The sequence below is a fragment of the Pseudomonas sp. Tri1 genome (assembly GCF_017968885.1).
Taxonomy (GTDB): Bacteria; Pseudomonadota; Gammaproteobacteria; order Pseudomonadales; family Pseudomonadaceae; genus Aquipseudomonas.
This window is the reverse complement of record NZ_CP072913.1, coordinates 3,897,408-3,923,996: the sequence shown is the minus strand read 5'-3', so window position 1 is coordinate 3,923,996 and position 26,589 is coordinate 3,897,408. Positions and strand designations below refer to the sequence as shown.

Genomic DNA, 26,589 nt, shown 5'->3' with positions numbered 1-26,589 from the left:
CGTGATGCGAACGAATTCGCCCACCGCGGCGAAGCAGCGCGGCATGGCGGTCATCAGTGCCTTGCTGATCGCCGCCGTGGTGGCGGTGATCGCCGGCGGCATGCTCACCCGTCAGACCCTGTTCACTCGCAGCCTGGAAGCCGAGCAGCTGCGTATCCAGGGCTCGGCGCGGTTGCAGGGTGGCCTGCAATTGAGTCGCCAGTTGCTCTGGGACGCCCGTCAGCGTGATCCGCTGACGCGCTTCGGCCAGCCGTGGGCCAAACCCATCGTGATGCCGGGTTCAAGCCTGGTCGACACGCCGTTCGAAGGGCAATTGGAAGACGAGCAAGGCAAATTCAACCTGCGCAACCTGGTCGCCAATGAGCGGGTGGATCAGGAGCAAGTACGCGCCTTCGAACGACTGTGCGAGCAGCTTGGCGTCGCCGCGACGGTACGTGCGCGCATCGTCGAGCGGGTGATTGCCGCGTACCCGCGCTTGCTGAATCCGGAGCAGGCGGACAAGGCTCCAGCGAGCACTACGTTCGACAGCGGTCGCAGCACCTCGGCGAACGCTTCCGACGCAGCTCTGGCGCCGACACAGCCGATGCTCCGCACGTTGCAAGACCTGCGCAGCGTCAAGGGCGTCACCCCGGCGCTGCTGGAAACACTGGCGCCCTATGTGACGATTCTGCCGACCAATACCTGGCTCAACGGCAATACCGCCAGCGCCCCGGTGCTGGCTGCCTGCGTACCAGGGCTGTCGCTGCAACGGGCCCAGGCGCTGGTACGCGAGCGCGACAGCGGGCACTGGTTCATCAACCGGGGGATTTCGTCAATCGCCTGCGCATGCCGGAGCTGGAAATGACCTCCGTCAAGGTCGGTATCACCAGCGACTGGTTCCGCCTTCGGGGTCAGGCGCGCAGCGGTCAACGGCGGGTCGAGCTCGATGCGTTGCTGCAGCGCGGCCAGGACCGCTTGCCCCAGGTGATCTGGTCACGGGTGGGCGTATGACTCGCTTGCGCATAGCGCTGGCGCCGCTGGCCAGCCTCGACCTGGAAAGCCCGCTGGCGTTTGCCTGGCTGGATCGTCAGGGCCAGGTTCGCGAAGAAGGGCGCAGCAGCCTGCGAGTCCTCGGCCAGGGGGCCAAGAACCTCAAGGTGGAGTGTTTCCTCCATCCGCGTGACAGCTTGCTGACCTCCCTGGAGCTGCCGTTGTTGCCCGCGGCGAAAATCACCGCGGCGGTGACCTGCGCGGCCCAGGCGCTGATGCTCGGGGCCAGCGAACACATGCAGGTCGCCCATAGCCCGCGCGGTGCCGACGGGCAGGTGCAGATTGCCTGGCTGGACCGGGCGTCGCTCGATGCCCTGGGGCGGATGTTGCGCCAGGCCGGGCTGAGCCTGCGTGGTCTATACCCGGCGTCCTACGCCTTACCGGTGCTGTCCGGGCCGGTCGCTTGCATCGAAGACGGGCACTTGCTGGTGCGCCACAGCATGCAGCATGCCGTGGTGCAACCGTTGTTGGACGGGGCATTGGATGAATGGCTGATGGAGACAGGAACCGGGCGGCATTGGCTCGGCGAGTCGCCGCCGCAAGCCTCGATCGAGACCTTGCCCGGCACGCTGCGCTGGACCGGTGCTGCGCCGGGCTGGGGTTTGCACACCGGCCTGATGCACGGCGTAGCCGAGCGCGGCGGTTGGGGGCGGGCGATAGCAATCTGCGTGCTGGCGTTGGCGGTGTGGGTCGTTGGCCTGAATCTCTATGCCGCCCGCGAAGCCGCCCAGGGCCAGCGGCTCAAGGCGCAGATGAGCCAGCGGGTGAAGCAGGCGTTTCCCGAGTTGCCGGTGATTCTCAACCCTTTGCAGCAGGCGCGGCAGCAAATCACCGCGCGCCAGAACGGCACGGCAACGGACCCGGCGCAACGCTTCGTCAGCCTCGTGCAACAGGCGGGTACTGCCATGCCATTCATGGGCGGCAATGTGCAGGAGCTGGTGTTCGAGAATGCTGAATTGCGCCTCAAGGTCGTGGCCGAGGCGCAGAAAACATCCGCTGAAGACGATTGGAAAATCCCCCTGGTCCAGGCCGGCATCGATGTCGCGAGTATCGACCAGGGCTGGAGCCTGCGCGTGGCCCCGATCGGACAGGGTGCCCAGGACAACCCCGACGACGCGCCGGAAGCTGACGATGAATAAGCAATCGCTGGCACTGCTGTGGGGCCGTTGGCAAACCCTGCGTAGCCGTTGCCGGACATCCTGGCAGGGCCTGGCGGTGCGCGAGCAACGTGCCGTGACCTTGGCCGCGCTGGTATTGGGTGGCTGTCTGGTCTGGCTCGCGCTGATCCAGCCCCCGCTCAAGACCATCGCGTACTGGCAGGCTGAAACCCCGAAGCTGCGTTCGCAGACCGCAGCCCTCGAAGTGCTGCTGCGGGATGTCGGCGCAGCCGCGCAAGGCCAGCCACTTGAGGCGGCCTTGCGCCAGACCCTCGATGCCAGCGGCTTGAGCGAGCACTACCAATTGCAACCGTCTGGCGCCGAGGCCGCCAACGGCTGGCAGCTCACCTTCGACGAGGCACCGGCCGATGGCGTCATCGGCTGGCTGTTGAGCAATCCCGGGCATTTTTCCCTGGAAGTGATCGAGGCCCGTTTGCAGCGCACGGCCCCGGCCAGTTCCGACAACCTCGACAACACCGCCGGCACACTGTCCGGAACTGTTCGCATGAATCAGGCGCAAGGCGCTAAGGAAGCTTCATGAAGGGGTCCAGATACCCACGTCACTGGCGCAAGGCCGCGCCGCTGTTGCTGCTGACCTTGAGCGCGTGCAACAGCACGCCGCCCGCGTCGCAGCCACCCTTGCTGGTGGACAGCGAATTGGGCATTCCGTTGGGCAGCACCCAACGCAGTGGCGACGCGTTGCTGGACCGTCAACGGGCCCAGGCTTTGCGTGAACAGAAACCTGCGGTACGGCATCAGGTCGATCTCACCGCCCGGGCCCGCGCGCCCCGCGCCAGCCCTTCGGCGAGCAACCCGTTGGGCGATCAGCCGGTGAGCCTGAATTTCGTCGAGGCTGATATCCAGGCGGTGGTGCGCGCGTTGTCTCGCTCCACCGGCCAGCAGTTTCTGGTGGATCCTCGGGTCAAGGGCAACCTGACGCTGGTGTCCGAAGGCCCGGTGCCGGCTCATCAGGCCTACGACATGCTGCTGGCTGCGCTGCGCATGCAAGGCTTCAGCGTGGTAGACGTTGGCGGCGTGGCCCAGGTGGTGCCGGAGGCCGATGCCAAGCTGCTGGGCGGGCCGATCTACAGCGCCGACAAACCGGCCGGCAACGGCATGCTGACCCGCACTTTCCGCCTGCAATACGAAAATGCGGTTAACCTGATCCCGGTGCTGCGCCCGATCGTGTCGCCGAACAACCCGATCAATGCCTACCCGGGCAACAACACCATTGTCGTCACCGATTACGCCGAGAACCTGTCGCGGGTGGCGCAGCTCATCGAAGGCATCGACACCCCCAGCGCCATCGACACCGATGTGGTACCGATCCACAACGGCATCGCCGTGGACATCGCGCAGATGGTTTCCGACTTGCTGGAAACCCAGGGCGGCGACCAGACCCAGAAAATCAACGTGATTGGCGACCCGCGCTCCAATTCCATCATCATCCGCGCCGGCAGCCCCGAGCGCACCGAGCTGGCGCGCAACCTGATCTACAAGCTCGACAACGCCCAGAACAACCCGAGCAACCTGCACGTGGTGTACTTGCGCAATGCCCAGGCTGGCAAGTTGGCCCAGTCCCTGCGCGGTTTGCTCACTGGGGAAAGCGAAGGCGAGGGCAGTGACAACTCCCGTTCGGTGCTCAGCGGCATGGGCGCCAGCACCAGCGGCCAGAGTGGGCAGGGCAGCAGCGGCGATGGCACCAGCACCACCAGCGGCAGTGCTTCGACCACCAGCAGCGGCTACGCCCAAGGCAGCGGCAACGGGCAGACTTCCGCTTCGACGCAGAACGAGCAGAGCACCGCCTTCAGTGCTGGCGGCGTGACCATCCAGGCCGACGCCACCACCAACACCTTGCTGATCTCCGCGCCGGACCCGCTGTACCGTAACCTGCGGGAAGTCATCGACCTTTTGGACCAGCGTCGCGCCCAAGTGGTGATCGAGAGCTTGATCGTCGAGGTCGGCGAGGACGACGCCAGCGAGTTCGGCGTGCAGTGGCAGAGTGGCAACCTGGGGGGCAGCGGCGTGATCGGTGGGGTCAACCTCGGTGGTAGCGGGCTCAACCTCAATGGCAAGACCAGCATCGACGTGCTGCCCCAGGGCCTGAACCTCGGCGTGGTCAACGGCACGGTGGACATTCCCGGCATCGGCAAGATTCTCGACCTCAAGGTCCTGGCCCGGGCGCTGAAGAGCAAGGGCGGCACCAACGTGCTGTCGACGCCGAACCTGCTGACCCTGGACAACGAGGCAGCGAGCATTTTTGTCGGCCAGACCATTCCCTTCGTCAGCGGCAGCTACGTCACCGGCGGCGGTGGCACCAGTAACAACCCGTTCCAGACCGTGACCCGCGAGGAGGTCGGCCTGAAGCTCAATGTTCGGCCACAGATTTCCGAGGGCGGTACGGTCAAGCTCGATATCTATCAAGAGGTCAGCAGCGTCGACAACCGCGCTTCGAGCACCACGGGGATTGTCACCAACAAGCGTGCGATCGATACCAGTATCCTGTTGGACGACGGACAAATCATGGTCCTCGGTGGGTTGCTGCAGGACGGTTACAGCCAGAGCAACGACGCGGTGCCGTGGCTGTCGACCATCCCGGGTGTCGGTGCGCTGTTTCGCAACGAGCGGCGGCAGATCACCAAGACCAACCTGATGGTGTTCCTGCGGCCCTACATCATTCGCGACACGGCGGCGGGACGCGGCATCACCCTCAACCGCTACGACTTCATGCGCCGCGCCCAAGGCCTGCTGCAACCGGATCGCAGCTGGGCCATGCCGGACATGCAGGCCCCGCAACTGCCGGCCTCGGCCCGGGCTATCCCGGGGGCTGCGCCGGTCAGCTTGCAAACGCCCAGGGCGGCGATCAAGGCAGTGCCGATCGAAGGAGGCGCTCGCTGATGAACACTCATCCTGTGGGAGCGAGCTTGCTCGCGATGACGGCAGCCCAGTCAACATTCATGCAAACTGACACGCCGCTATCGCGAGCAAGCTTGCTCCCACAGGGGACATGTGTGTTTCTTGGGTCTGAGGTGTCAGCATGAACACCCTCCCATACGCCTGGGCCAAGGCCCAACGCCTGGTGCTGCGCCAGTGCGACGAAGGCGCGGTGTTGATGGTGTGTCCCTCCACGCCGGGCTGGTCCATCAGTGAAGTGCGTCGCCAGTTCGGCGAGGTACGCCTGGAGCGGGTGCGTGACGAGGAACTCGACGGGTTGCTCAACACGGCCTACGCCGACACCGGCAGCGCCGCCGCCGTGGTGGGTGCGGCGGAAAACGAGGTGGACCTCGACCGGCTGATGCAGGACATACCCGAAATTACCGACCTGCTGGACACCCAGGACGGCGCGCCGGTAATCCGCATGATCAACGCCTTGCTGACCCAGGCCGCACGGGACGAAGCCAGCGACATTCACATCGAGCCCTACGAAAGCCATTCGGTGGTGCGCTATCGGGTCGACGGCACCCTGCGCGACGTGGTTTCGCCACGCAAGGCCCTGCACGGCGCGCTGGTGTCGCGGATCAAGATCATGGCCCAACTCGACATCGCCGAAAAACGCCTGCCCCAGGACGGGCGCATCGCCTTGCGCGTGGCCGGGCGACCGATCGATATCCGTGTCTCGACGGTGCCCACCGGCCATGGCGAACGGGTGGTGATGCGGTTGCTGGACAAGCAAGCCGGACGCCTGCAACTGGAAACGTTGGGGATGGATCCGGACGTGCTAGGCAAGCTCGACCGCCTGATCCGCCAGCCCCACGGCATCGTGCTGGTCACCGGCCCCACCGGCAGCGGCAAGACCACCAGCCTCTATGCCGCCCTGGCGCGACTGGACGCCAGCGTGCACAACATCCTCACCGTGGAGGACCCGGTGGAATACGACCTGCCGGGCATCAGCCAGATCCAGGTCAATGCCAAGATCGACATGACCTTCGCCCTGGCCTTGCGGGCGATCCTGCGCCAGGACCCGGACATCATCATGATCGGTGAAATCCGCGATCTGGAGACCGCACAAATCGCCGTGCAGGCCTCCCTCACCGGTCACCTGGTGCTGGCGACGTTGCACACTAACGACGCGGTGTCGGCTATCAACCGCCTGATCGACATGGGCGTCGAGCCGTTCCTGCTGGCCTCATCGATGCTCGGCGTGCTTGCCCAGCGCCTGGTGCGCAGGCTCTGCCCGCAGTGCAAACAAGCCGATCCGGCAGCCCCCGGTACCTGGCGCCCGGTGGGCTGCCCGACCTGCAACCAGACCGGCTACAGCGGCCGCACCGGTATTCATGAATTGTTCTGCATCGACGATGACATCCGCACGCTTATCCACCAAGGAGCAGGGGAGCAGGCCCTGCGTGCGGCCGCCCGCCAGGCTGGCATGTTCAGCATGCGCGAGGATGGTGAACGTTGGGTTCGCAGCGGCGCCACCGCCCCTGAAGAAATCTTGCGCGTGACACGGGACGCCTGATGAATCGCTACCGTTTCGAGGCCGCTGACGCCACCGGAAAAATCGAGGTCGGGCACCTGGAAGCCGACAGCCAGAGTGCCGCCTTCAACCTGCTGCGCAGCCGCGGGCTGACCGCGTTGCAGGTGCAGGTCGAACGCAATACAACGCAAGCCAACGGCGGTGGCTTGTTCAGCGCCAAACTCTCGGACAACGACCTGGCCTGGGCCACCCGGCAACTGGCGAGCTTGCTGGGAGCGAGCCTGCCGTTGGAGGCGGCGTTGAGCGCCACGGTGGAACAGGCCGAGCGCAAGCACATCGCTCAGACCCTCAGCGCAGTGCGTGCCGACGTGCGCGGCGGCATGCGCCTGGCCGAAGCCCTGGCCGCGCGGCCACGGGACTTTCCGGAAATCTACCGGGCGTTGATTGCCGCTGGTGAAGAGTCTGGCGACCTGGCCCAGGTCATGGAACGGCTGGCGGATTACATCGAAGAGCGCAACAACCTGCGGGGCAAGATCCTTACCGCGTTCATCTACCCAGGGGTGGTGGGGCTGGTGTCGATCGCCATCGTGATTTTCCTGCTCAGCTACGTGGTGCCCCAGGTGGTCAGCGCGTTCTCCCAGGCCCGGCAGGATCTGCCCGCGCTGACCGTGGCGATGCTCACCGCCAGTGACTTCATCCGTGCCTGGGGCTGGCTGTGTTTTGGCGTTTTGGCCGGTGGGTTCTGGGGTTGGCGGATGTATTTGCGCAACCCGCAGGCGCGATTGAGCTGGCATGCACGAGTGTTGCGCCTGCCGCTGATCGGGCGTTTTGTACTGGGCCTCAATACCGCGCGTTTTGCCTCGACCCTGGCGATTCTCGGTGGCGCCGGGGTGCCATTGCTGCGGGCGCTGGAGGCGGCGCGCCAGACCCTGTCCAACGACCGCTTGAGCCTGAGTGTCAGCGACGCCACGGCCAAGGTCCGCGAAGGGGTCAACCTGGCGGCGGCGCTGCGGGTGGAGAAAGTTTTCCCGCCGGTGCTGATCCACCTGATCGCCAGCGGCGAAAAAACCGGCTGCCTGCCACCGATGCTCGAACGCGCCGCGCAGACCCTGTCCCGCGACATCGAACGCCGGGCCATGGGCATGACCGCGCTCCTGGAGCCGCTGATGATTGTGGTCATGGGCGGTGTGGTGCTGGTGATCGTCATGGCGGTGTTGTTGCCGATTATCGAGATCAACCAGTTGGTCCAGTAAACCGAGCACTTTCTGGTTGACACCACCCTTGCGGCAAGCACGGCCCCCACAAAAACAATCAGTTATTTTTGCGCTGCCGCGACACCTCCCGACCCTTGCCAGCACCAAACTCGGGTTCCTCGTTCTGTCATCTTTCTTTGCCCGACAACCACCCGCCGCCATCCCCACGCCCACCCTGCGCAACAGCGCCGCCAGACCCAGCCGAAACCCCGGTCCAGAGCCCTCGAACACCCGAGGAAAAAAGCCAGAAAACAGCCCTCAGCTCCCGAGGTTTTTTCCTTTATCTGTCACCGGAAACTGCGAATTTCTAACCCATGGCCTCACCCCACCGCCATCGGCACAGGACCGAGCGCCATGACGGCAAGCACGCGTCACCCAACCTACGTACGAACACGATGAAAGGAGATTCTTCATGTTTAAGCGCAACGTTCTCGCGGTATCCCTGACCCTCGCCGGCCTCTGCGCCGCTCAGGCCGCCATGGCTGATGTCAATGGCGGTGGTGCTACCTTGCCTCAGCCGCTGTACCAGACTTCCGGCGTACTGACTGCCGGTTTCGCCCCTTACATCGGCGTGGGCAGCGGTGCTGGCAAGGCTGCTTTCCTGAACAACGACTACACCAAGTTCGTGGCTGGTGACACCAGCAAGAACGTGCACTGGGCTGGCAGCGATTCCAAGCTCAGCGCCACTGAGCTGAGCAATTACGTCACCGCTCACGGCGCTGCCTGGGGCCCACTGATCCAGGTGCCTTCGGTTGCCACTTCGGTTGCCATTCCTTTCAACAAGACTGGTACTGCCAACGTTGACCTGAGTGTCAACCAGTTGTGTGGTGTGTTCTCCGGCCGTTTGACCGACTGGAGCCAGATCACTGGTTCGGGCCGTACCGGCGCGATCACCGTGGTTTACCGTGCAGAAAGCAGCGGTACCACCGAGCTGTTCACCCGCTTCCTGAATGCCAAGTGCGCTGAAACCGGCACCTTCGCTGTCACCACCACCTTCGCCTCCAGCTACAGCGGTGGCCTGCCAGCCGGCGCCGTTTCCGCCTCCGGCAGTGCGAACGTGATGACTGCACTGAACGCAGCCCAAGGTCGTATCACCTACATGAGCCCGGATTACGCCGCTACTACGCTGGCTGGTCTGGACGACGCCACTAAGGTCGCTCGTGTTGGCGGTCTTTCCCCAGCGCCTGCCAACGTGTCGGCAGCTATCAATGCCGTTACGGTTCCTGCTGCTACCGACCGGTCAAAACCGAACGCTTGGGTTCCTGTTTTCACTTCTCAAAAAGTGATTGATGAAACCATCCCGGCTGACCCTAGCTTGCGCCTCTACCCAACCAGCGGCTATCCGATCCTGGGCTTCACCAACGTGATTTTCAGCCAGTGCTACGCCAACGCCGCCCAGAGCACTCAGGTACGTGATTTCTTCACCCGTCACTACGGCGCAGTCGCTGCCAACAACAACGATGCCGCTATCACCGCCAACCGCTTCGTGCCGCTGCCAACGGCCTGGAAAAACGCCATTCGTGGCAGCTTCCTGACCACTACCAGCGCTCAAAGCATCGGCAATACCAACGTCTGCAACGGCATCGGTCGTCCGCTGTAACCCCACGCCTGAGCAACACGCAACACCGATCAGCAACGGCGCAAGCCGTTGCTGATTTTTTGCTCTGGCGCCGCGACCAACACAGCCACATGAAATTTTCATGACAACCGTTCGGTCCCGTCCCCCTGTAACCGCCTATCCCCTATAACCAACGCTGGCAGCCTGACAGCACTGCGTTGTGTCCCCTTAGAGCAAACCGAAAGGATGAGTAGGATGCTGCGCTGCAAACCCCAGACGAACCTGAACGCTCCACGTCGCGACAGCGAGTTGTCGATGCTGCGGCTCAAGCCGTTGGCCCAGGCCATTGCGCTGCTGATGGTGGCCGGCAATGCCCAGGCGGCGACGGCGTTCAGTTCGGCCTGGTTTGCCGCCAAGGGGGCGACCCAGGCCGGTGGCGCGACGCGGCCTACGACCGCGCAGCCAGGCATGCCGCCGCCCTTGGCGCAGCAGCAACGGGCTAACGCGCAGTTGCAGCGTTCGTTGACCAATCTCAACAACACCGTGGCTGCCATCGCGGCCCAGCAAGCCGCCCAGGCAGCGGGGCGGCAAGCCGCGTTCGGGCAGGTGCAGACTGTGCCCGACGGGCTGGGCGAGGGTGGGCTCAAGGTCGATAACAGCCTGACCCAGGGCTGGCTCAACGCCAAGGGCCCGAAGCAGACCCAGTCCGGTGGCAAGACCACGGTGACGATCGAGCAGACCGCCGACAAGGCGATTCTCAACTGGGAAACCTTCAACGTCGGGCGCAATACCACGGTGGATTTCCAGCAGCAGTCGGACTGGGCCGTGCTCAACCGGGTCAACGACCCTCAAGCGCGACCAAGCCAGATCCAGGGCCAGATCAAGGGCAACGGCACGGTGATGCTGGTCAACCGCAACGGCATCATTTTCAGCGGCAGCAGCCAGGTCAACGTGCGCAACCTGGCGGCGGTGGCGGCCAACATCAGCGATGAGCAATTCAGCAAGCGCGGGTTGTACGTCGATGCCACCGGCAGCCAACCGACCTTTACTGACGCCGCCGGCAAGGTCGAGGTGCAGCAGGGCGCGCTGATCGAAACCCACCGCGCTGCCAGCTCCACGACCGGTGGTGGTTATGCCTTGCTGTTGGGCTCCGAAGTGGAGAACGCCGGCTCCATCATCACCGCCAAAGGCCAGACCACCCTGGCGGCTGGTGACAATTTCTACATCCGGCGCGGCCAGGGCACCAGCGGCAACCTGCGTTCCACTACCCGAGGCAACGAGGTCGCGACGTCTCTCAAGCCCGGCAGCAGTGCCGGCACGGTGATCAACAGCGGCCTGATCCAGGCCAGCACCGGCGACATCACCCTTACCGGGCACACTGTGCAGCAGAACGGCGTGGCGGTGGCGAGCAGTTCGGTGGACACCCGTGGCACCGTGCATTTGCTCAACGCCTTCAGCGACGGCAGCGGCAGCGTGACCCTGGGGCAGGGCAGCGCCACGGCGGTGCTGCTCGATGCGGCGGGCGGCAGTGCCCTGGACAGCCAGCGCAATGCCGGACCGGCCGGCCTGGATGGCACGCCGAACAACCTGATCACCGGTCAGTTCAACAACCTCAGTAGCGTGGTCGACCGCAGCGACCAGTCCCGGGTCGAGATCGTCAGTGGCGGCAGCGTCGACTTCCAGAACGGCTCCATCACCCTGGCCACCGGCGGCCAGGTCGCGGTCAGCGCCGCCGGTCGCAGCCTGGTGCGCGATGGTGCGGTGATCGATGTGTCCGGCGCCATCGGCGTCAAGGTGGCGATGGAGTCCAACTCCATCAAGGTCAACGTGCAGGGCAACGAACAGCGTGATGCTCCGGTCAACCGCGAGGGCGGCAAGCTGACCAACAACGATGTCTGGGTGGACGTGCGTGACTTGATCTACGTCCCGGCGGGCACCAACGGCTACGCCACTGACCGTTGGTACACGGCGGGTGGGTTGTTGGAGGTCGGCGGCTACCTGGGCACCCAGGGACACAGCGTGGGTGAATGGGCCGCCCAGGGTGGCACGTTGACGTTCACCGGCAACGACGTCGTGACTCAGCAGGCGGCGCAGTTGAACCTGTCCGGTGGCACCCTGGATGTGCAGAGCGGCTACTTGCGCCAGTCCTGGCTCAAAGGCGCCGATGGGCGCTTGCATGAGTTGTCCAAGGCGCCGGGGGACATCCTCTACACCGGCATCTACAAGGGCTACGAACACCACAGTCAACGCTGGGGCCAGACCGATTACTACTACAATCCGCTGATCGCCCCGCGCGAACGCTTTGAGGCCGGCTACACCGTCGGCCGCGATGCCGGCAAGTTGGTGGTATCGACTCGCAACGCGGTGCTGGAAGGCCAGATCGTCGGCGAGGTCTACCAGGGTGAACGCCAGACCCAGGCGCCGAACCTCAACCTCGATGGTTACCAGCAATCGCAAAACGCTGTGGCCCGACGGGCGCAGTTGTGGGTGGGCAGTTACACGCCGATCTATGACAAGACCAGTGGTGTGATCAATAGCGGCCTGAACCCCACGCTCGATCAGGTCACCGTCGGTAAGGTGGCCGACAAGATTGCTGCGGGCCTGGACCTGACCTCGGTGGTCGGCACTGATCGGCAAGGCAAACTGGTTCTGGATAACGATCTGCTCAACGGCTTCCAACTCGGCGCAGTCAAGGTGGCGGCGCTTGAGGGCATCAAGGTCGAGGGCGCACTCAAGGTCGCCGATGGCGGCGACATCATGCTTTATGCACCGCAGGTCGAGGTGAATGCCGACCTGACGGCCCGCAGCGGTCGCATTGCCTTGGGTAACGTGCTTAAACAGGTCAGAACCGATAATTTCAAGATTGAAGACGTCGTGCTTGCGCCCGCCACTGGGCAGCATGCTGGGGTCACGTTGGGCGAGGGCGTGACGTTGAACACCGCTGGCCGGTGGAGCAACCTGCTGCTTGACGGCGGCGACCGCCAGGGCTTGCCATTCATCAATGGCGGCGTCGTGTCCGTGCGCAGCAGCGGCGGTATCGATGTGCGTCAGGGCAGCCTGATCGACGTCAGCTCCGGCGCCGCGGTCATGGCCGATGGCAAGACCCGCGGTGGTAAGGGCGGGGACCTGACCCTGACCGCCAGTACCGGCGCGTCGTCCGGTAACGGCGCCTTGACCTTAAAGGGTGAACTGCGCGGCACTGGTGTGAATGGCGGCGGGACCTTGAAGCTGGCGGCCAATAAAGTGCTGATCGGCAACAGCGGCTCGCCGCTTGAACCGGCTACCTTGCAACTGGGCGGCGACTTCTTTGACAAAGGCTTCTCGGCCTATGACATCACCGGCAACGAAGGCCTGACGGTAGCCGAAGGCACCCGGGTCGATGTGACGATGCCGGTGTACCGTTTTGGCGAGCAGGCGTTGAGCACCGGCAGCGGCGCAGAACCGGCGGATGCGTTGCAGCGCTGGACACCGGAGCTGTATCAGGAAGATGCGATCAAAGGCGTCCTGACCCAGCGCCGCGGCGCGAGCCTGAGCCTCACTGCCGGCACCGCGAACGCCAGCGCCGCCGACATGGCGAACACGGTGTTGAACCTGGGCAAGGGCAGCGTGATCGGCGTCGATCCGGGGCAGGGCATCGATGTGCGCAGCATCGGTCAGTTGACTGCCAACGGCACCCTCAACGCCTGGGGCGGTCGGGTCAGTCTTACCGAGTCGAGCGTCAGCGATACGGTCCGCGATCAAGTCAATGCCCAGGGCCACGGTCGTTCCATCTGGCTGGGTGAACAAGCACTGATCGATGTATCGAGCCGGGCCGTAACAGCTCGGGATGTGCGTGGTCAGACCTACGGCCTGGTGCGCGACGGCGGACAGATTGTCATCGGCGGCCAGATAGATGCCGCGAAAGGATCGACTTCGGCGTCCGAACTGTTTGTGGTGGTGCGCGATGGTGCGCGTTTGCAAGCGGATGGCAGCCAGGCTGTGCTGGATATTCCAGGCCAGGGGCGTACATCGGTGGCGAGCAATGGCGGCAGTATTTCCCTGGCCTCGGCCAATGGTCTGTACCTGGACGGTTCATTCAGCGCCCGTTCGGGCGGTGCTGGGGCTGCAGGCGGTAGCTTGTCGGTAGCGCTGGAAACGCCCTATTACCTCAAGAGTACGGTCAGTGACCGGGTGTTGAAGGTGCGTGAACTGGTGCTGGCGCGAGCTGCCCAGGCGAGCCCGCTGAGCGATACGGCTGAGACCTCGGCGGATTCGCTGATCTATGGTCACGGGCGGCTAGGTGCCGATCAGGTCCAGGCCGGTGGTTTCGATAGCCTGTCCCTGCTAAGCAACGGCCTGATGAGCGTCGATGGCGACCTGTCGATGTCCCTCGGCCAAAGCCTGAGCCTGTACTCCCGCAGTTTTGGATTGAGTGCAACCGCGCCAGCCAATACCCGGGTCGAGCTCAATGCACCCCATGTGTTGATGGCGCTTGCGACAGGGCTGGCGACCACTCGACCGAGTTTTGACCCCTATACCCGGCCTGTGGTCGATGGCGGCGGGGTGTCGCTATTGGCGAACAAGGCGGTGTTTTCCGTCAACGCTGACCTGCTGGATGTGCAGGGCAGTGTGATGTTCAGTAGCAAAGGCACGGTGAGGCAGGCCGACGGCAATACCGTCGAGCTGGAACGCGCCGGTTTCGACCGGGTTCAGCTACGCAGCCGGGGTGATTTGCGATTCCTGGCAGGGGTCTCCAGTGAGGGATTGCCTACGGGCTTTACCACCCAATTGCTGACCCCTTCGGACATGGTGTTGCAAGCAGCGCAGTTGTATCCGGCGACCGGGGTTGGAGCACGGGTGTTGGCGGGGTATACCGGTGCCAGTGCCTCGGTCTTTGATCCTATGCGCAGCCTGGTCATTGAGCGTACTACCCAGGTCACACCTGCAGTGCCTTATTCGGCATTTGGCCGCTTGCAACTGGGCAGTGCGAAGATCGAGCAGGGTGGGGTGGTACGGGCACCGCTGGGGTTGATTGAAGTCGGCATAAACGATGGCTTGGGTACCACTGATCGAGTGGAGCTGTTACCGGGTAGCCTGACTTCGGTCAGCGGCCTGGGGCTGGTGCTGCCTTATGGCGGCACTGTCGATGGCCAGAGTTATCAGTACGCTGGCAAGAAGGTTGTGTTGCTCGGGCAAGGCGCGGTGCTCACCGAATATGGTGACCTGAATATCGGCGTGATTCTCGGCGGCAAGTCGGTGGCGGCCCAGGAGGGTTCGGTCCTGGACCTCTCGGGTGGCGGTGAATTGCTCGGCGCCGGTTTTATCTCTGGTCGAGGTGGTTCCACCGATGCGCGTTTCAACCCGCTGGTACAAATCGGTGCCAATGGCGGTTTCACCCTGCCGGGGCTGTCCACCAACCCGGTCTATGCCATCGTGCCGGGCAATCAGAGTCAGTACGCGCCGGTCGCCCCCGAAGGCGGCGCGGTAGATCCGAGAGTAGGCCAGCAAATCACCATCGGTGCCGGTGTGCCCGGGTTGGCTGCCGGCACCTACACCCTGATGCCGTCCACCTATGCATTGCTGCCAGGGGCGTTTCGGGTCGAGGTCAATGGCTTGGCGGGGCAAGGTGTCACAACGGGCGCGCAACAGCTGCGCAACGGCTCGTGGACCACCGCTGGGGTGCTGTCGGTGGCCAATACCGGGCAGCGCAACAGTTTGTCCAGTCAAGTCATCCTGACCTCGGGAGATGTGCTGCGTCGCTACTCGCAATACAACGAAACCAGCTACGCCCAATTCGCGGTGGCCGACGCCGCGCGCTTGGGTGTTCCCAGGGCCCTGTTGCCAGTCGATGCCAAGACGTTGAAGTTGAACCTGGCAAAAGGCGCTGGAGATCAGGCCTTCTCCTTCAAGGGCCTCGGCAAGTTCGCGCCTCAGGCCGGGGGGTACGGCGGAACCGTCGCGGTGGTCGCCAGCAATGGTACCGCGCTGGAGGTGGTCGCCGAAGGGCGCGGGGCTACGGCCGGCTTCGAGGGCGTGACCCTCAATGCCGAAAGCCTCAATGCTCTGAATGCTTCACGCCAAGTGATCGGCGGCCAGTTTTCGCTGCTCTATGGCCAGGGGGGGAACTACATCACGCCGCAACGGGTGTCCCGCAGCGTCGCGCTGCGTGAAGGTGCGACCCTGTCGGCGCCTGAGGTATTCCTCCTGGCCGACGGCGGCGAACTGTTGGTGGAACAAGGCGCCGCCATCAACACCATCGGAAGGGGAAAGGCGGCGTACGATGCCCGTGATGGTTTTATCTATAACCTCAATGTGAAGTTCCAAAACTATAGCTTGCTGGCCGCCTCCAATGGCTTGCTCAATGTATTGGCCCCTGTGTCAGGTACCAGCGGCACGGTCAATATCGGCGGCTGCAGCCTGACACCGTGCAGCGGCGTGACCCGGATTCATTCCGAAGGCAGCATCGTCGCTGCGTCCGGCAGCAGCCTGCAGCTTGACGACCAGGTGCGCTACGGCACCCGTCACCTGACCCTGGCCCTGAGCAATATCAACGTTGGCACCGCCCAGGCCCTGAGCAACGCGGCGACGCGCCAGGTCCTGCCTGCCGGCCTGACCCTGAGCCAGACCGTGCTCGACCGCCTGTTGCGTGGGGACACCGAATACGGTGCTCCGGCCCTGGAAACCCTCGAACTGTCGGCCAGCCAGGCGCTGAATTTCTACGGCACCGTCAGTCTCGACACCTATGACCCAACAACAGGCAAGTCGCGGCTGAGCAACTTGATGCTGAGCACCCCGGCCATCTATGGTGCAGGCAGCGCCAATGACGTGGCGACCATTCGCACCGCCAACCTGATCTGGAACGGTGCCGTTGGCGCGCCGGGTTCGGTGATTGCCGGTGGGGCCGGCACCGGCGCCGGTCGCCTGGACATCCAGGCCCAGCGCATCGAATTCGGCTACGGTGACTTCGCCCAGCCTAGCTCGCTCACCACCCTGAACCGCCTTGCCCTGGGATTCGCCAACGTCAACCTCAGCGCCAGTGAACGCCTGACGGCCAACCACAAAGGCAGCCTGGCGGTGTATCAAAGCCAGGGTGCCTATGACGCGAAAACGGGCTACGCCTACAGCGGCGGCAACCTGAATATCCTCACCCCGTTGCTGACCGGTGAAGCCGGTTCGGTCAACCGCATCACCGCGGGCGGGGCGGTCAACGTAGCGGGCACAAGCGCTAAGCCGGGCAGCGTCTCCGGGCTTGGGGGCGAGTTGTCCATCAAAGGCGCGAGCCTCAACCTTGCCAGTGCGGTGGTGTTGCCTAGCGGCAAGCTGACCCTGAGCGCGACGGATGACCTGACCCTGGCCGATGAGGCGTTGATCGATGTGGCGGGCCGCACGGTGACCTTCAACGATGTCACACGCTACAGCGCCGGTGGCGAGGTGATCCTGCAAAGCCAGAACGGCAACATCCGCCAGGCCGATGGATCGAGCATCGACTTTTCGGCTCGCAACAACCAGGCTGGCCGGCTCAGTGCAGTGGCGCTGGACGAGGCCGCCGGAATCGTTGATTTGCAGGGGCGGATTCTCGGCAGCAGCACAGGCGAATATGACGCCGGGGGCACCGCCATGCCGTACCTGGCCGGCAGCGTGGAAATCCAGGCCCAACGCCTGGGCGACAGCGGCGACCTCAGCGAGCAGTTCGCGGCCTTGAACCAACGGTTGAACGACGGGCAGGTGTTCGGCTCCCGTGGCTTCCAGCTCAAACAGGGTGACCTGGTGATCGGCAACGAGCTCAAGGCCTCGACCGTCAGCGTCTCGGTCGACAACGGAAATCTGTTGGTCAATGGCAAGGTGGACGCCAGCGGCGAACGGGTCGGCAGTATCCGGCTTGCCGCCGGGCGCTCTCTGACCCTGGGCGGCAACGCGGTGCTCGATGCTCATGGCAATCGCCTGCGTGTAGACAGTTACGGCAAGATCATCGACTCACCGAACCGCGCCATGGTCGACCTGACCTCCCGGGGCGGCGTGCTGACATTGGCCGATGGTGCGCGCATCGATCTGCGCCATGGCACTGCGGCGCCTGCGGGGCAACATGACGGTCGCGCTCGCGGCACCCTGGAACTCAATGCCCGGCGCGCCGGGCCAGATGCCACTCACGGTGACATCGCCATCGACGCCAGCGGAAACCTGGATATCCAGGGCGCGCGGTCCATCGCCGTCAATGGTATGTGGCAATACAACGATGCAGCCTTTGGCAGCGATCCGGCGGCCAGTGGCCGGCCTTATCAGGTCATCGACCAGGCCTACCTGGATGGCAAGCATCAGGATAGCGTCGCCTTCATCAACGCGGCGCTGGCCAACAGCGATTTGATGCAAGGCAAACTCGCCGGTCTGAACAACGCCCGTTACGCCGATGCGTTCCACCTGCGGCCCGGCGTCGAGATCGTCAGCGCCACGGCCGACGGTGACCTGGTGGTGCAGGGCGACCTGGACCTGTCCGGTTATCGCTACGCCAGTGTGAACCCGCACACCCGGCAAACCGCCGTGTACGGTTCCGGCGAGGCCGGCGCGTTGACCCTGCGCGCCGGTGGTGACCTGAGCATCTACGGCAGCATCAACGACGGTTTCGCACCGCCGCCGGCCACCCAGGATGACAAGGGCTGGGTGTTGCTGCCTGGCATCGACTTCACCGGTGGCGACATCGTCGTCCCCGGTGCCGGCGTGACCCTGGCCGACGATACGGCGTTCCCGGCGGGAGCCACGTTGAACTACGACTTGCCGATCAAAGGCGTGACCCTGGCGGCCGGTACTCGACTGCCGGTGGCCGCGATCCTTGACCAACCGCTGGAACTGCCGGCCGGTACGGTATTGGCGGCTGCGGTACACGACGCCTCCGGCAACCTGCTGTTTGCCGCAGGCACTTTGCTGAGCCGGGCCCAGACCCTGGAGGCCGGCTCGCAGTTGGGGGCCGGCAGCGTGTTGAGCGGAGCCACCGCACTGCGCGGCTTCATCTGGCCCAAGGGCGTTGCGCTGCCCGACGTGGCAAACGCGGGCAATACGCAGACCAATATCCTCAAGCTCGCAGGCAGCCTGGTCTTGAACCGCGGTTCGCTGCTTCCGTCCGGCACCGATGTGAAGTTGCCGGATGGCGTCGAATCGGTGCAGTTGCGTCCAGAGATTGCGGGCAGCGATGGCCGCATGTGGGCCATCGCCCCCATGCTCGCCGAGGGTTCCCAGTCCTGGTCGTTGAGATTGGTGGCCGGGGCCGACACGACGGCGGCAGACAGCCGGATCGTCCAGCCCGAACCGGTACATGGCGACTTGCATCTTGCTGATAGCCACTACGGTATGTTCGGTGTGCTCGTGCCTGGAAAGGGGGGCTTCATATGGACCGAAGCGGGCGTACAAGACATGTTGAACAACGGGATCACGGTCGAACTCGGCCAGCCCGTCGACGAAACCATCTTTCGCGATATCTTCGGTTACGATTCGGCCGAGGCTTTCTGTGTCGATTTTGGTGGTAATTGCGTGCTCCAAGCTTCTTATAAATGGACCGAAGCGGCTGAGAAGCAGTTGGCGAGTTCCGGTTTTGAGGTCAAGGCCGGCGAGTTGATCAGCCAGGCTGCCGTCCAGTTCTTCCAATTCGACTCGGTCCAGTCGCTCTGCGACGCTATGCCGAATATCTGTGCTCCCGTCGATGCGGAATATGCACCGGTTGCCGGCAGTGTCCGTCCGAGCGTCATCCGCACCGGCACCGGCGACCTGGAACTGCTGAGCGGTGGCAGCCTGCGCATGGACTCGTTGTTCGGGGTCTATACCGCCGGGACATCTTCAGCGCCGACGTTCCCGGGCGATCCCTACAACCAGCCCAAGGCCCTGGGCGGCAATGGCACGGTGCTCAACGACAAAGATGGCAGCAATGAAAGGCTGGTCGATGGCGGCACCGAAAGTCTCTATCGCGCCTGGTATCCGGACGCGGGCGGTAACCTGTTGCTTAAGGTCGGCGGTGACCTCAGCGGCAACCTGACCGCGCCTGCCAACCCTATCGGGCGACCGAACCCTGCCGACATGGGCCAGGATTCGGCCAATGTTGGCAATTGGCTCTGGCGCCAGGGCAACGGTGATTCGGTGAACGGCCAGCCGACGGCCTGGTGGATCAATTTCGGCAGCTATACAGCATCGATGGAGCTGGGGGGCGCTGATCAGATGGCCGGTTTCACCGGGTACGGGACCCTGGGCGGCGGTGATCTGGATGTACAGGTGAAGGGCGATGCCGGGGTGTTGGGCCGGCTCGTCGGTAACGACTTCAACATAAACATCAACTCTCGTAGCCAGGGGCTGCTGCTGGCTGTGGGCAGCACCGGGCGCGTAGGCGCCGACGGCAGCCTGCAATTGACCGGCGGTGGTGACCTCAACCTGCGCGTAGGCGGCGCCTTGAATCCCGATAGCGTGTTCGCCAACGGGCATCTCAACGGCGCGGTCATCAACCTGCGAGGGCACGCGCAGATCGACAGTGGCGCCATCGGTCGAATCGACCTTCAATACGGCAATGCTGTCTCAGCACAGTCCCCTGGAGAAACGCGGGCCTACGACTCCTTCAAATCCACACGAGGATCTGCAACGGGTGGACTGACCCTCATGCCGGGCGATGCTACCTTCGATCTGACGACTTCAGGCGACTTGGTCGTGATGGACGTTGCCGATCCGGGGCGGGCACCGATGATGAGCGCCTCACCCTTCAAGGACGGTAACAGTAACGGATCGGGCGTGAGCTGGTTTACGTTGTGGACTGCCAATACGGCGGTGGACTTGTGGTCGTCGGGAGGTAACCTGACACCTTTCACCTTCAGTACCGCAACGGATCTGGCGGTCGTCTATCCGTCGATCCTGAGGGCTGTGGCAGCCAGTGGCAGTCTTTATTACGGGAAGTCCTCGGCACTGTATGACACAGGCTACAACGGCGACAATCGCCCAGCCCTGTTGCTCGCTCCCGGCATCAACAGTGAGTTGCAATTCATGGCCGGCGATTCCATCTACGGCGGCGACATGTCAGTCAGTCGTTCCGGTGCTGCCTCCGCAGCCCTGGCCACACCGTTGCGGCCAGCCTTTGTCGGTATCGTCGATGGTTTCGTCATAAAGGCCAGCAATCTTTCTGCCGATGGCAATTTCGCGCGCCCTAGTGCGAACATCTTGCCGCTGTTTGCCTTCGACACCAGCAGCGCCTCCAGTGAGTGGGCCCTCAATGTCGATCCTGCTCGCTTCTACGCGCTTGAAGGCGACTTGCTGGCAGTCGCCACTGGACGGTCGATGACATCAGTCCCTACGGGCAGATGGCCGGGGCGAATCGCATACGAAGGTGCCGGCCCTGTACGCATGATGGCTGGGCGAGACATTGTCAGCAGCGGCATACCGCTGGGCGGGTCTCTGAATACGAACTCCGACGTGGGTAATTACACCAGCACCGGCAACCTCTTCATCCACAACAACCCCACCGACATCTCCATCGTCTCGGCCGGGCGCGACATCCTCTACAGCAATTTCAACGTCGCCGGCCCCGGCCTGCTGGAAATCACCGCCGGGCGCAATATCCTGATGGACGACAAGGTCAGCATCACCAGTATCGGCGCCGTGGTGCCCGGGGATTCTCGCCCTGGCGCGAGCCTGGTGCTGCAAGCCGGCGCGGGACTCAACGGGGCGGACTACGAGCGCTTCGTCAAGGCTTACCTGGACCCGGCGAACCAGGCTTTGGCCGGTGTGCCCCTGGCGAACCAGGACGGTAAGGTCGCCAAGACCTACGAGGCGGAGTTAGTGGATTGGCTGGAGAAACGCTTCGGCTTCAGCGGCGACACCGAACAGGCCCGCAGCTTCTTCGCGGCGCTGCCGGCGGAGCAGCAGCGGGTGTTTGCCCGCGATGTGTACTTCGCCGAGCTCAAGGCCGCTGGCCGTGAGTACAACGAAGTGGGCGGTGTGCGCCAGGGCAGCTACCTGCGGGGCCGGGAGGCGATTGCGCTGTTGTTCCCGGACAAGGATGTGGCGGGCAATGCGATCACCTACAAGGGCGATATCACGATGTTCGGCGGGGCGGGGGTGCACACCGATTTCGGTGGCAGTATCCAGATGCTCACCCCAGGTGGCGGGCAGACCTTCGGCATCGAGGGTAATGCGCCGCCGTCCACCGCCGGGGTCATTACCCAGGGCGAGGGCGATATCCAGTTGTACGCGCAGAACAGCATTCTGCTGGGGCAGAGCCGGATCATGACCACCTTTGGTGGCTCGATCCTCGGCTGGTCGGCCCAGGGCGACATCAACGCCGGTCGTGGCTCGAAGACCACCGTGGTCTACACGCCGCCCAAGCGCTTGTATGACAGCTGGGGCAACGTGACGCTGTCGCCGTCAGTGCCGAGCACCGGGGCCGGTATCGCCACGCTCAACCCGATTGCCGAAGTGGCACCGGGGGACATCGACCTGATCGCGCCGCTGGGCACCATCGATGCGGGCGAGGCGGGGATCCGGGTGTCGGGCAACGTCAACATCGCGGCATTGACTGTGGTGAACGCAGCCAACATCCAGACCCAGGGCAAATCCTCCGGTGTGCCGCTGGCGGCTTCGGTCAACACAGGGGCCATCACCTCCGCCAGTTCGGCGGCGTCTTCGGCCACGCAAGCGGCGGAAGACGTGGCGCGCCAGCAACAAAATGCGGCGCGGCAGAACCAGGCGTCGGTGTTCACTGTACAGGTGGTGAGCTTCGGCTCCGAACAACTGACCCCGTCCCGCGACGGTGCCGGCCGCGAAGCGCCACGGGCCTACGACCCGGCCAGCCCGGTCCAGGTATTGGGGGCCGGCCCGCTCGATGAACAGACCCGGCAGCGGTTGACCGAGGACGAGCGGGGGCGATTGAGTTTGTAGGCCGGTCGTAGACCGAGTCGCCCCCATTCGCGAGCAAGCTCGCTCCCACACGGGTTCTCAGGTGTTCAGAGAATCCGTGTACACCCAAAAACTTTGGGAGCCGAGCTTGCTCGCGATAGCGGTGGATCAGCTTGCAATGATGTTGGCCATGCCGCTGCCATCGCGAGCAAGCTCGCTCCCACACTGTTCCCGGAGTGGCCACAAGATTCATACCCCCCCCAATCCCCTGTGGGAGCGAGCTTGCTCGCGATAGCGGTGGATCAGCTTGCAATGATGTTGGCCATGCCGCTGCCATCGCGAGCAAGCTCGCTCCCACACTGTTCCCGGAGTGGCCACAAGATTCATACCCCCCCCAATTCCCGTGGGAGCGAGCTTGCTCGCGATAGCGGTGGATCAGCTTGCAATGATGTTGGCCATGCCGCTGCCATCGCGAGCAAGCTCGCTCCCACACTGTTCCCGGAGTGGCCACAAGATTCATACCCCCCCCAATCCCCTGTGGGAGCGAGCTTGCTCGCGATAGCGGTGGATCAGCTTGCAATGATGTTGGCCATGCCGCTGCCATCGCGAGCAAGCTCGCTCCCACACTGTTCCCGGAGTGGCCACAAGATTCATTCCCACCCCCAATCCCCTGTGGGAGCGAGCTTGCTCGCGATAGCGGTGGGTCAGTTTGCATTGATGTTGAATGTGCCGCTGCCATCGCGAGCAAGCTTGGCTCCCCCAGTTTTTTTATCGCTAGTGCGATGTGCCCTCGGCAAATTCGATCTTGTTGCCGACGTTGTACTTGCCCGAAGGTTTGTTCATGGGCAGGCGCTTGATCTCCTGCAAGGTATTGCTGTCGTAGACGATCAGCGCGCCGTCGGTGGCCCAGATGCTCAGCAGCAGGTAGCGCCCGTCGCGGGTGAATTCGACGTGGGCGGCAGTTTTGCCGGGCATCGGGCGTAGGGTGTGGGCGATCTCCAGGGTCTGTTTGTCGATCAGGTGGATGGCGTCGTTGTCCGGGCCGAAGAACACGTCGGTCCAGGCGTAGCGCGAGTTGACGTGGCTGCGCAGGAAGAAACCCGGTCCCAGGGTGGGGATTTGCTTGATGACTTTCCAGGTGTTGAAGTCGATCACTGAGATCAGTCCCTTGCTGATGTTCGGGGTGGCGAATACCCAACGACCGTCGCGCTTCCAATAGGTCCCAGAGCTCAAGTGGGGCATGCCCGGCAGCGCAATGTCGGTGACGACACGACCAGAGTCGAGGTCGATCACCTCGCCGCCCTGGGCCTTGCGCGAGGTGGCGAGCAACTGGCGGTAATCGGGCGAGAAGGAGAAGTCGTCCAGATCATCCTCGGTCTCGATACGCCTGGGCACGAAGTCCGGGCTCGGTCCGGTGGACAGTTCCCAAACCTCTTTGACGTCCTTCAACGCGACAATGAAGCTGTCGCGCGGTGGTGCGGTGTAGACCGCGCTGACCCGCGAAGCCTGACCATCGCGGCCCACTGTCGCAATGGTCTTGACCAGAGACAGGTCGCGGGCATCCAGCACCGTCAGGTTGCCGGGCAGGTAGTTGCCAACCAGCACCCAGCGGCCATCCTTGCTCACCGCCAGGTTGCGGGTATTGAGCCCGGCCCGTACCTCGGCGATCAGCTTGAGGTTGTGCAGGTCGTACAGGCTGATCCAGCCGTCCCGGGAGGCCAGGTAGACGAAACGCCCATCCGGCGAGAACTTCGGCCCACCATGCACGGCAAAATGCGAGGCGAAGCGTGCGAGCACCTCGAAGCGATCGCCGTCGACCACGTCGATGTGATGATCGCCGGCCTCCACCACCACGAACAAGTTCAGCGGATCGGCCTTGTGCTGGGGGGTGTCGGGCAGGCTGGCGACATCCGCCAGTACACGGTGGCTTTGGCGAATGTCGTTGTCATTCCAGGTCGGCTCGACGGCGAGGGGACGTTGCAAGTACAGCGCCAGGGCATCGATCCGCGCTGGCTCCAGCACTGCGCCGAACGCCGCCATCTGGCTGGCCGGTCGGCCGTTTTCAATCACCTGGCGCACTTCAGCGGGTTTGATCCTGCCCAGGCTCTGGGGCAACAGCGCCGGCCCGGTGCCGCCGATACGATTGACGCCGTGGCATTGCTGGCAGTGCTGCTGGTAGTCACGCTCGGCCGATTCCAGGCCCGAGGCCGTCGCCCCTGCACTCTGGGCTGCACCGAACCACAACAGCGAGGCGAGCCACCAGCGCTTCATGACGCCACCTTCGAGACGCCAGGTTGGAGCTGGATGACGGCGTGAAGCCGTGCGGGATGTTGCAGTGCTTGATGGGCGAACAAACCCACCACCTTGCCGATCACGGTCAGGGTCGGCAGGCCTTCGGTGCATGCCAGTGCCATGTCCGGTAATTGCTGGAGCGTGCCACGCAGGACCTGCTGGTCGGGGCGGGTGCCGTTGCTGATCAACGCCGCCGGCGTATCGGCCGCAAGGCCTGCTTCCATCAGCCGCGCAGCAATGGTGCCCAGGTTCGACAGCCCCATGTAGAACACCAGGGTCTGGCTGTCGTCCGCCAGACTTTGCCATGGCAGGCTCAGATCGCCTTCGCGTTGCAAGTGGCCGGTGATGAACCGGCAGGAATTGACCAGGTCGCGATGGGTCAGCGGGATGCCGGCGTAGGCACTGCAACCGGCTGCGGCGGTGATGCCGGGCACCACCTGGCAATCGATGCCACGGGCCAGCAAGTACTCCAGCTCTTCGGCGCCACGGCCGAAAATGAACGGGTCGCCGCCCTTGAGCCGGATCACCCGTTGCCCCTGGTCGGCGAGGTCGGCCAGCAACTCGTTGATCTGTGCCTGAGGCAGGCTGTGGCAACCGGCAGCCTTGCCAACATAGTGGCGGGCGCACGTCAGCGGGATCAGGCTCAGCAGCTGCGAACTGATCAAACGGTCGTAGACCACCGCGTCGGCCTGCATCAACAGGCTCCAGGCGCGCAAGGTCAGCAGGCCCGGGTCACCGGGACCGGCGCCGATCAGGGCGACTTCCCCCGGTCTGAGGGTCGATTGCAGGGCAGCGGGCAAAACGAGAGGGGCTGGCATGGGACTTCCTTGGTTCGGCATCAGGTTCGCCATTGGGTTATCGAGCGCAGGGCAACGCAGCGCTGGGAATCACGACGCTGGGGATCGCGTGCACACCAATTTCTTCATCGCTGAGGTGGCAGCCCGGGTCCTGGCCCCACAGGTCGCCGTCGGCCCAGGCGCGGGTGCGGGTGTTGCCATTGCAGATCGCCAGCCAACGACATTGGCCGCAGCGACCGCTCACGGCCCGTGGGTGCTCACGCAGTTTCAGCAGCAGCGCATCGGGACGCTCGAGCCAGAGGGTCTTGAACGGCGTCTGGCGGACGTTGCCCACCGAGTGCTGCCACCAATAAGTGTCGGGATGGACCTCGCCCGTGTTGTCGATGTTGGCGATGCCGCTGCCTGAAGCGTTGCCGCCCCAGGCCCGCAGCATCTGCTCCAGAGCGGTGTGGTGCTGGGGCCGGCGTCGGGCTACCCATTGCAGCAGCAGGATCGCATCGGCGTCGTTGTTGCCGCTGACGAAGTCACTGTCGCGACCCTGCTCGATGTCGCGCCAGGCCCGTTCGAAAATCAGCGTCATTGCTTCGCGGCTCATCTGCTGCTGGGCGTCGAGCTTGCGGCTACGCTTGCCCCGGCCGCTGTAGTTGAGGTGCGACAGGTAGAATTTCTGTACGTCGTATTCAGTCATCAAGTCCAGCAGGCGTGGCAACTGGGTATGGTTTTGCTGGGTGAGGGTGGTGCGCAATCCGACGCGGATCCCTTGCTCACGGCAGAGCCGGATGGCCGCCATGGAACTGGCGAAACTGCCCTTGAGTTGCCGGAACTCATCGTGGGTGGCTTCCAGGCCATCGATGCTGATGCCCACGTAATCGAAGTTCGCCGCGGCAATCTGTTCGATGTTGGACGCGTTGATCAGCGTGCCGTTGGTGGACAGGGCGAGGAAAAAACCTTTGTCGCGGGCATAGGCGCTGAGCTGGAACAGATCCTCGCGCAGCAACGGTTCGCCACCGGACAGGATCAGCACGCGCACGCCGGCGTCATGCAGGTCGTCGATGACCTGCAGCGCCGCCGCCGTGTCCAGTTCATCGCGAAACACGCTGTCGGCGGACGTGGCATAGCAGTGCTTGCAGGTCAGGTTGCAGCGCCTGAGCAGGTTCCATATCACCACGGGCGGGCGGCTGCTGCCCGGTGGCGCGACGCGTGGGGCGGGGCATTGGCCGGCCAGGGCTCGCAGGTAGTGGCTGATCCTCAACAT

10 protein-coding genes and 1 pseudogene are annotated in these 26,589 nt (G+C 64.0%); 8 read left to right on the top strand and 3 right to left on the bottom strand.

What is annotated here, in order from left to right; all coding sequences use genetic code 11:
- The first annotated feature begins 4 nt into the window (after positions 1-4).
- From gspK to J9870_RS16625, 8 genes and pseudogenes are all read left to right on the top strand, one after another.
- A pseudogene (gene gspK / locus J9870_RS16660) lies at positions 5-990 on the top strand (type II secretion system minor pseudopilin GspK).
- Positions 987-2,168, top strand: coding sequence for a type II secretion system protein GspL (gene gspL, locus J9870_RS16655; RefSeq protein WP_210639100.1), 1,182 nt, complete (start codon positions 987-989; stop codon positions 2,166-2,168). Before gspK ends, gspL begins: the two are co-directional and overlap by 4 nt.
- Positions 2,161-2,727 carry a type II secretion system protein GspM gene (gene gspM, locus J9870_RS16650; protein WP_210639099.1) on the top strand — a complete coding sequence of 189 codons (567 nt, stop codon included), beginning with the start codon at positions 2,161-2,163 and terminating at the stop codon, positions 2,725-2,727. Before gspL ends, gspM begins: the two co-directional genes overlap by 8 nt.
- Positions 2,724-5,084, top strand: coding sequence for a type II secretion system secretin GspD (gene gspD / locus J9870_RS16645; RefSeq protein ID WP_210639098.1), 2,361 nt, complete (start codon positions 2,724-2,726; stop codon positions 5,082-5,084). Before gspM ends, gspD begins: the two co-directional genes overlap by 4 nt.
- Positions 5,085-5,223: 139 nt before the next feature.
- Entirely contained in the window at positions 5,224-6,642 is a 1,419-nt protein-coding gene (gene gspE / locus J9870_RS16640) for a type II secretion system ATPase GspE (RefSeq protein WP_210639097.1), read from the top strand.
- Positions 6,642-7,853, top strand: a complete 1,212-nt coding sequence (gene gspF / locus J9870_RS16635) for a type II secretion system inner membrane protein GspF (protein ID WP_210639096.1) — start codon at positions 6,642-6,644, stop codon at positions 7,851-7,853. The genes gspE and gspF overlap by 1 nt, the downstream gene beginning before the upstream one ends.
- Before the next feature lie 412 nt (positions 7,854-8,265).
- Complete coding sequence (locus J9870_RS16630) at positions 8,266-9,453, top strand: substrate-binding domain-containing protein (protein ID WP_210639095.1); 1,188 nt, start codon at positions 8,266-8,268, stop codon at positions 9,451-9,453.
- 213 nt (positions 9,454-9,666) lie between these two features.
- Positions 9,667-22,287 (top strand): filamentous hemagglutinin family protein, encoded by a 12,621-nt coding sequence (locus J9870_RS16625; RefSeq protein WP_210639094.1) that lies wholly within the window; start codon positions 9,667-9,669, stop codon positions 22,285-22,287.
- 732 nt (positions 22,288-23,019) lie between these two features.
- Here the strand turns inward: J9870_RS16625 and J9870_RS16620 are convergent.
- From J9870_RS16620 to nirJ, 3 genes are read right to left on the bottom strand one after another with little or no spacing between them, the layout of a single operon-like run.
- Positions 23,020-24,516, bottom strand: a complete 1,497-nt coding sequence (locus tag J9870_RS16620; RefSeq protein ID WP_210639093.1) for a cytochrome D1 domain-containing protein — start codon at positions 24,514-24,516, stop codon at positions 23,020-23,022.
- Positions 24,513-25,355, bottom strand: a complete 843-nt coding sequence (cobA, locus tag J9870_RS16615; protein WP_210639092.1) for a uroporphyrinogen-III C-methyltransferase — start codon at positions 25,353-25,355, stop codon at positions 24,513-24,515. The genes J9870_RS16620 and cobA overlap by 4 nt, the downstream gene beginning before the upstream one ends.
- A 37-nt stretch (positions 25,356-25,392) precedes the next feature.
- Positions 25,393-26,589: a heme d1 biosynthesis radical SAM protein NirJ gene (nirJ, locus tag J9870_RS16610; protein ID WP_210639091.1), complete on the bottom strand. Its 1,197-nt coding sequence runs from the start codon at positions 26,587-26,589 to the stop codon at positions 25,393-25,395.

Bases quoted from the DNA above. Each gene is read 5' to 3' on its own strand.
- gspL (WP_210639100.1), top strand. From the start codon at position 987: ATGACTCGCTTGCGCATAGCGCTGGCGCCGCTGGCCAGCCTCGACCTG.
- gspM (WP_210639099.1), top strand. From the start codon at position 2,161: ATGAATAAGCAATCGCTGGCACTGCTGTGGGGCCGTTGGCAAACCCTG.
- gspD (WP_210639098.1), top strand. From the start codon at position 2,724: ATGAAGGGGTCCAGATACCCACGTCACTGGCGCAAGGCCGCGCCGCTG.
- gspE (WP_210639097.1), top strand. From the start codon at position 5,224: ATGAACACCCTCCCATACGCCTGGGCCAAGGCCCAACGCCTGGTGCTG.
- gspF (WP_210639096.1), top strand. From the start codon at position 6,642: ATGAATCGCTACCGTTTCGAGGCCGCTGACGCCACCGGAAAAATCGAG.
- J9870_RS16630 (WP_210639095.1), top strand. From the start codon at position 8,266: ATGTTTAAGCGCAACGTTCTCGCGGTATCCCTGACCCTCGCCGGCCTC.
- J9870_RS16625 (WP_210639094.1), top strand. From the start codon at position 9,667: ATGCTGCGCTGCAAACCCCAGACGAACCTGAACGCTCCACGTCGCGAC.
- J9870_RS16620 (WP_210639093.1), bottom strand. From the start codon at position 24,516: ATGAAGCGCTGGTGGCTCGCCTCGCTGTTGTGGTTCGGTGCAGCCCAG.
- cobA (WP_210639092.1), bottom strand. From the start codon at position 25,355: ATGCCAGCCCCTCTCGTTTTGCCCGCTGCCCTGCAATCGACCCTCAGA.
- nirJ (WP_210639091.1), bottom strand. From the start codon at position 26,589: ATGTTGAGGATCAGCCACTACCTGCGAGCCCTGGCCGGCCAATGCCCC.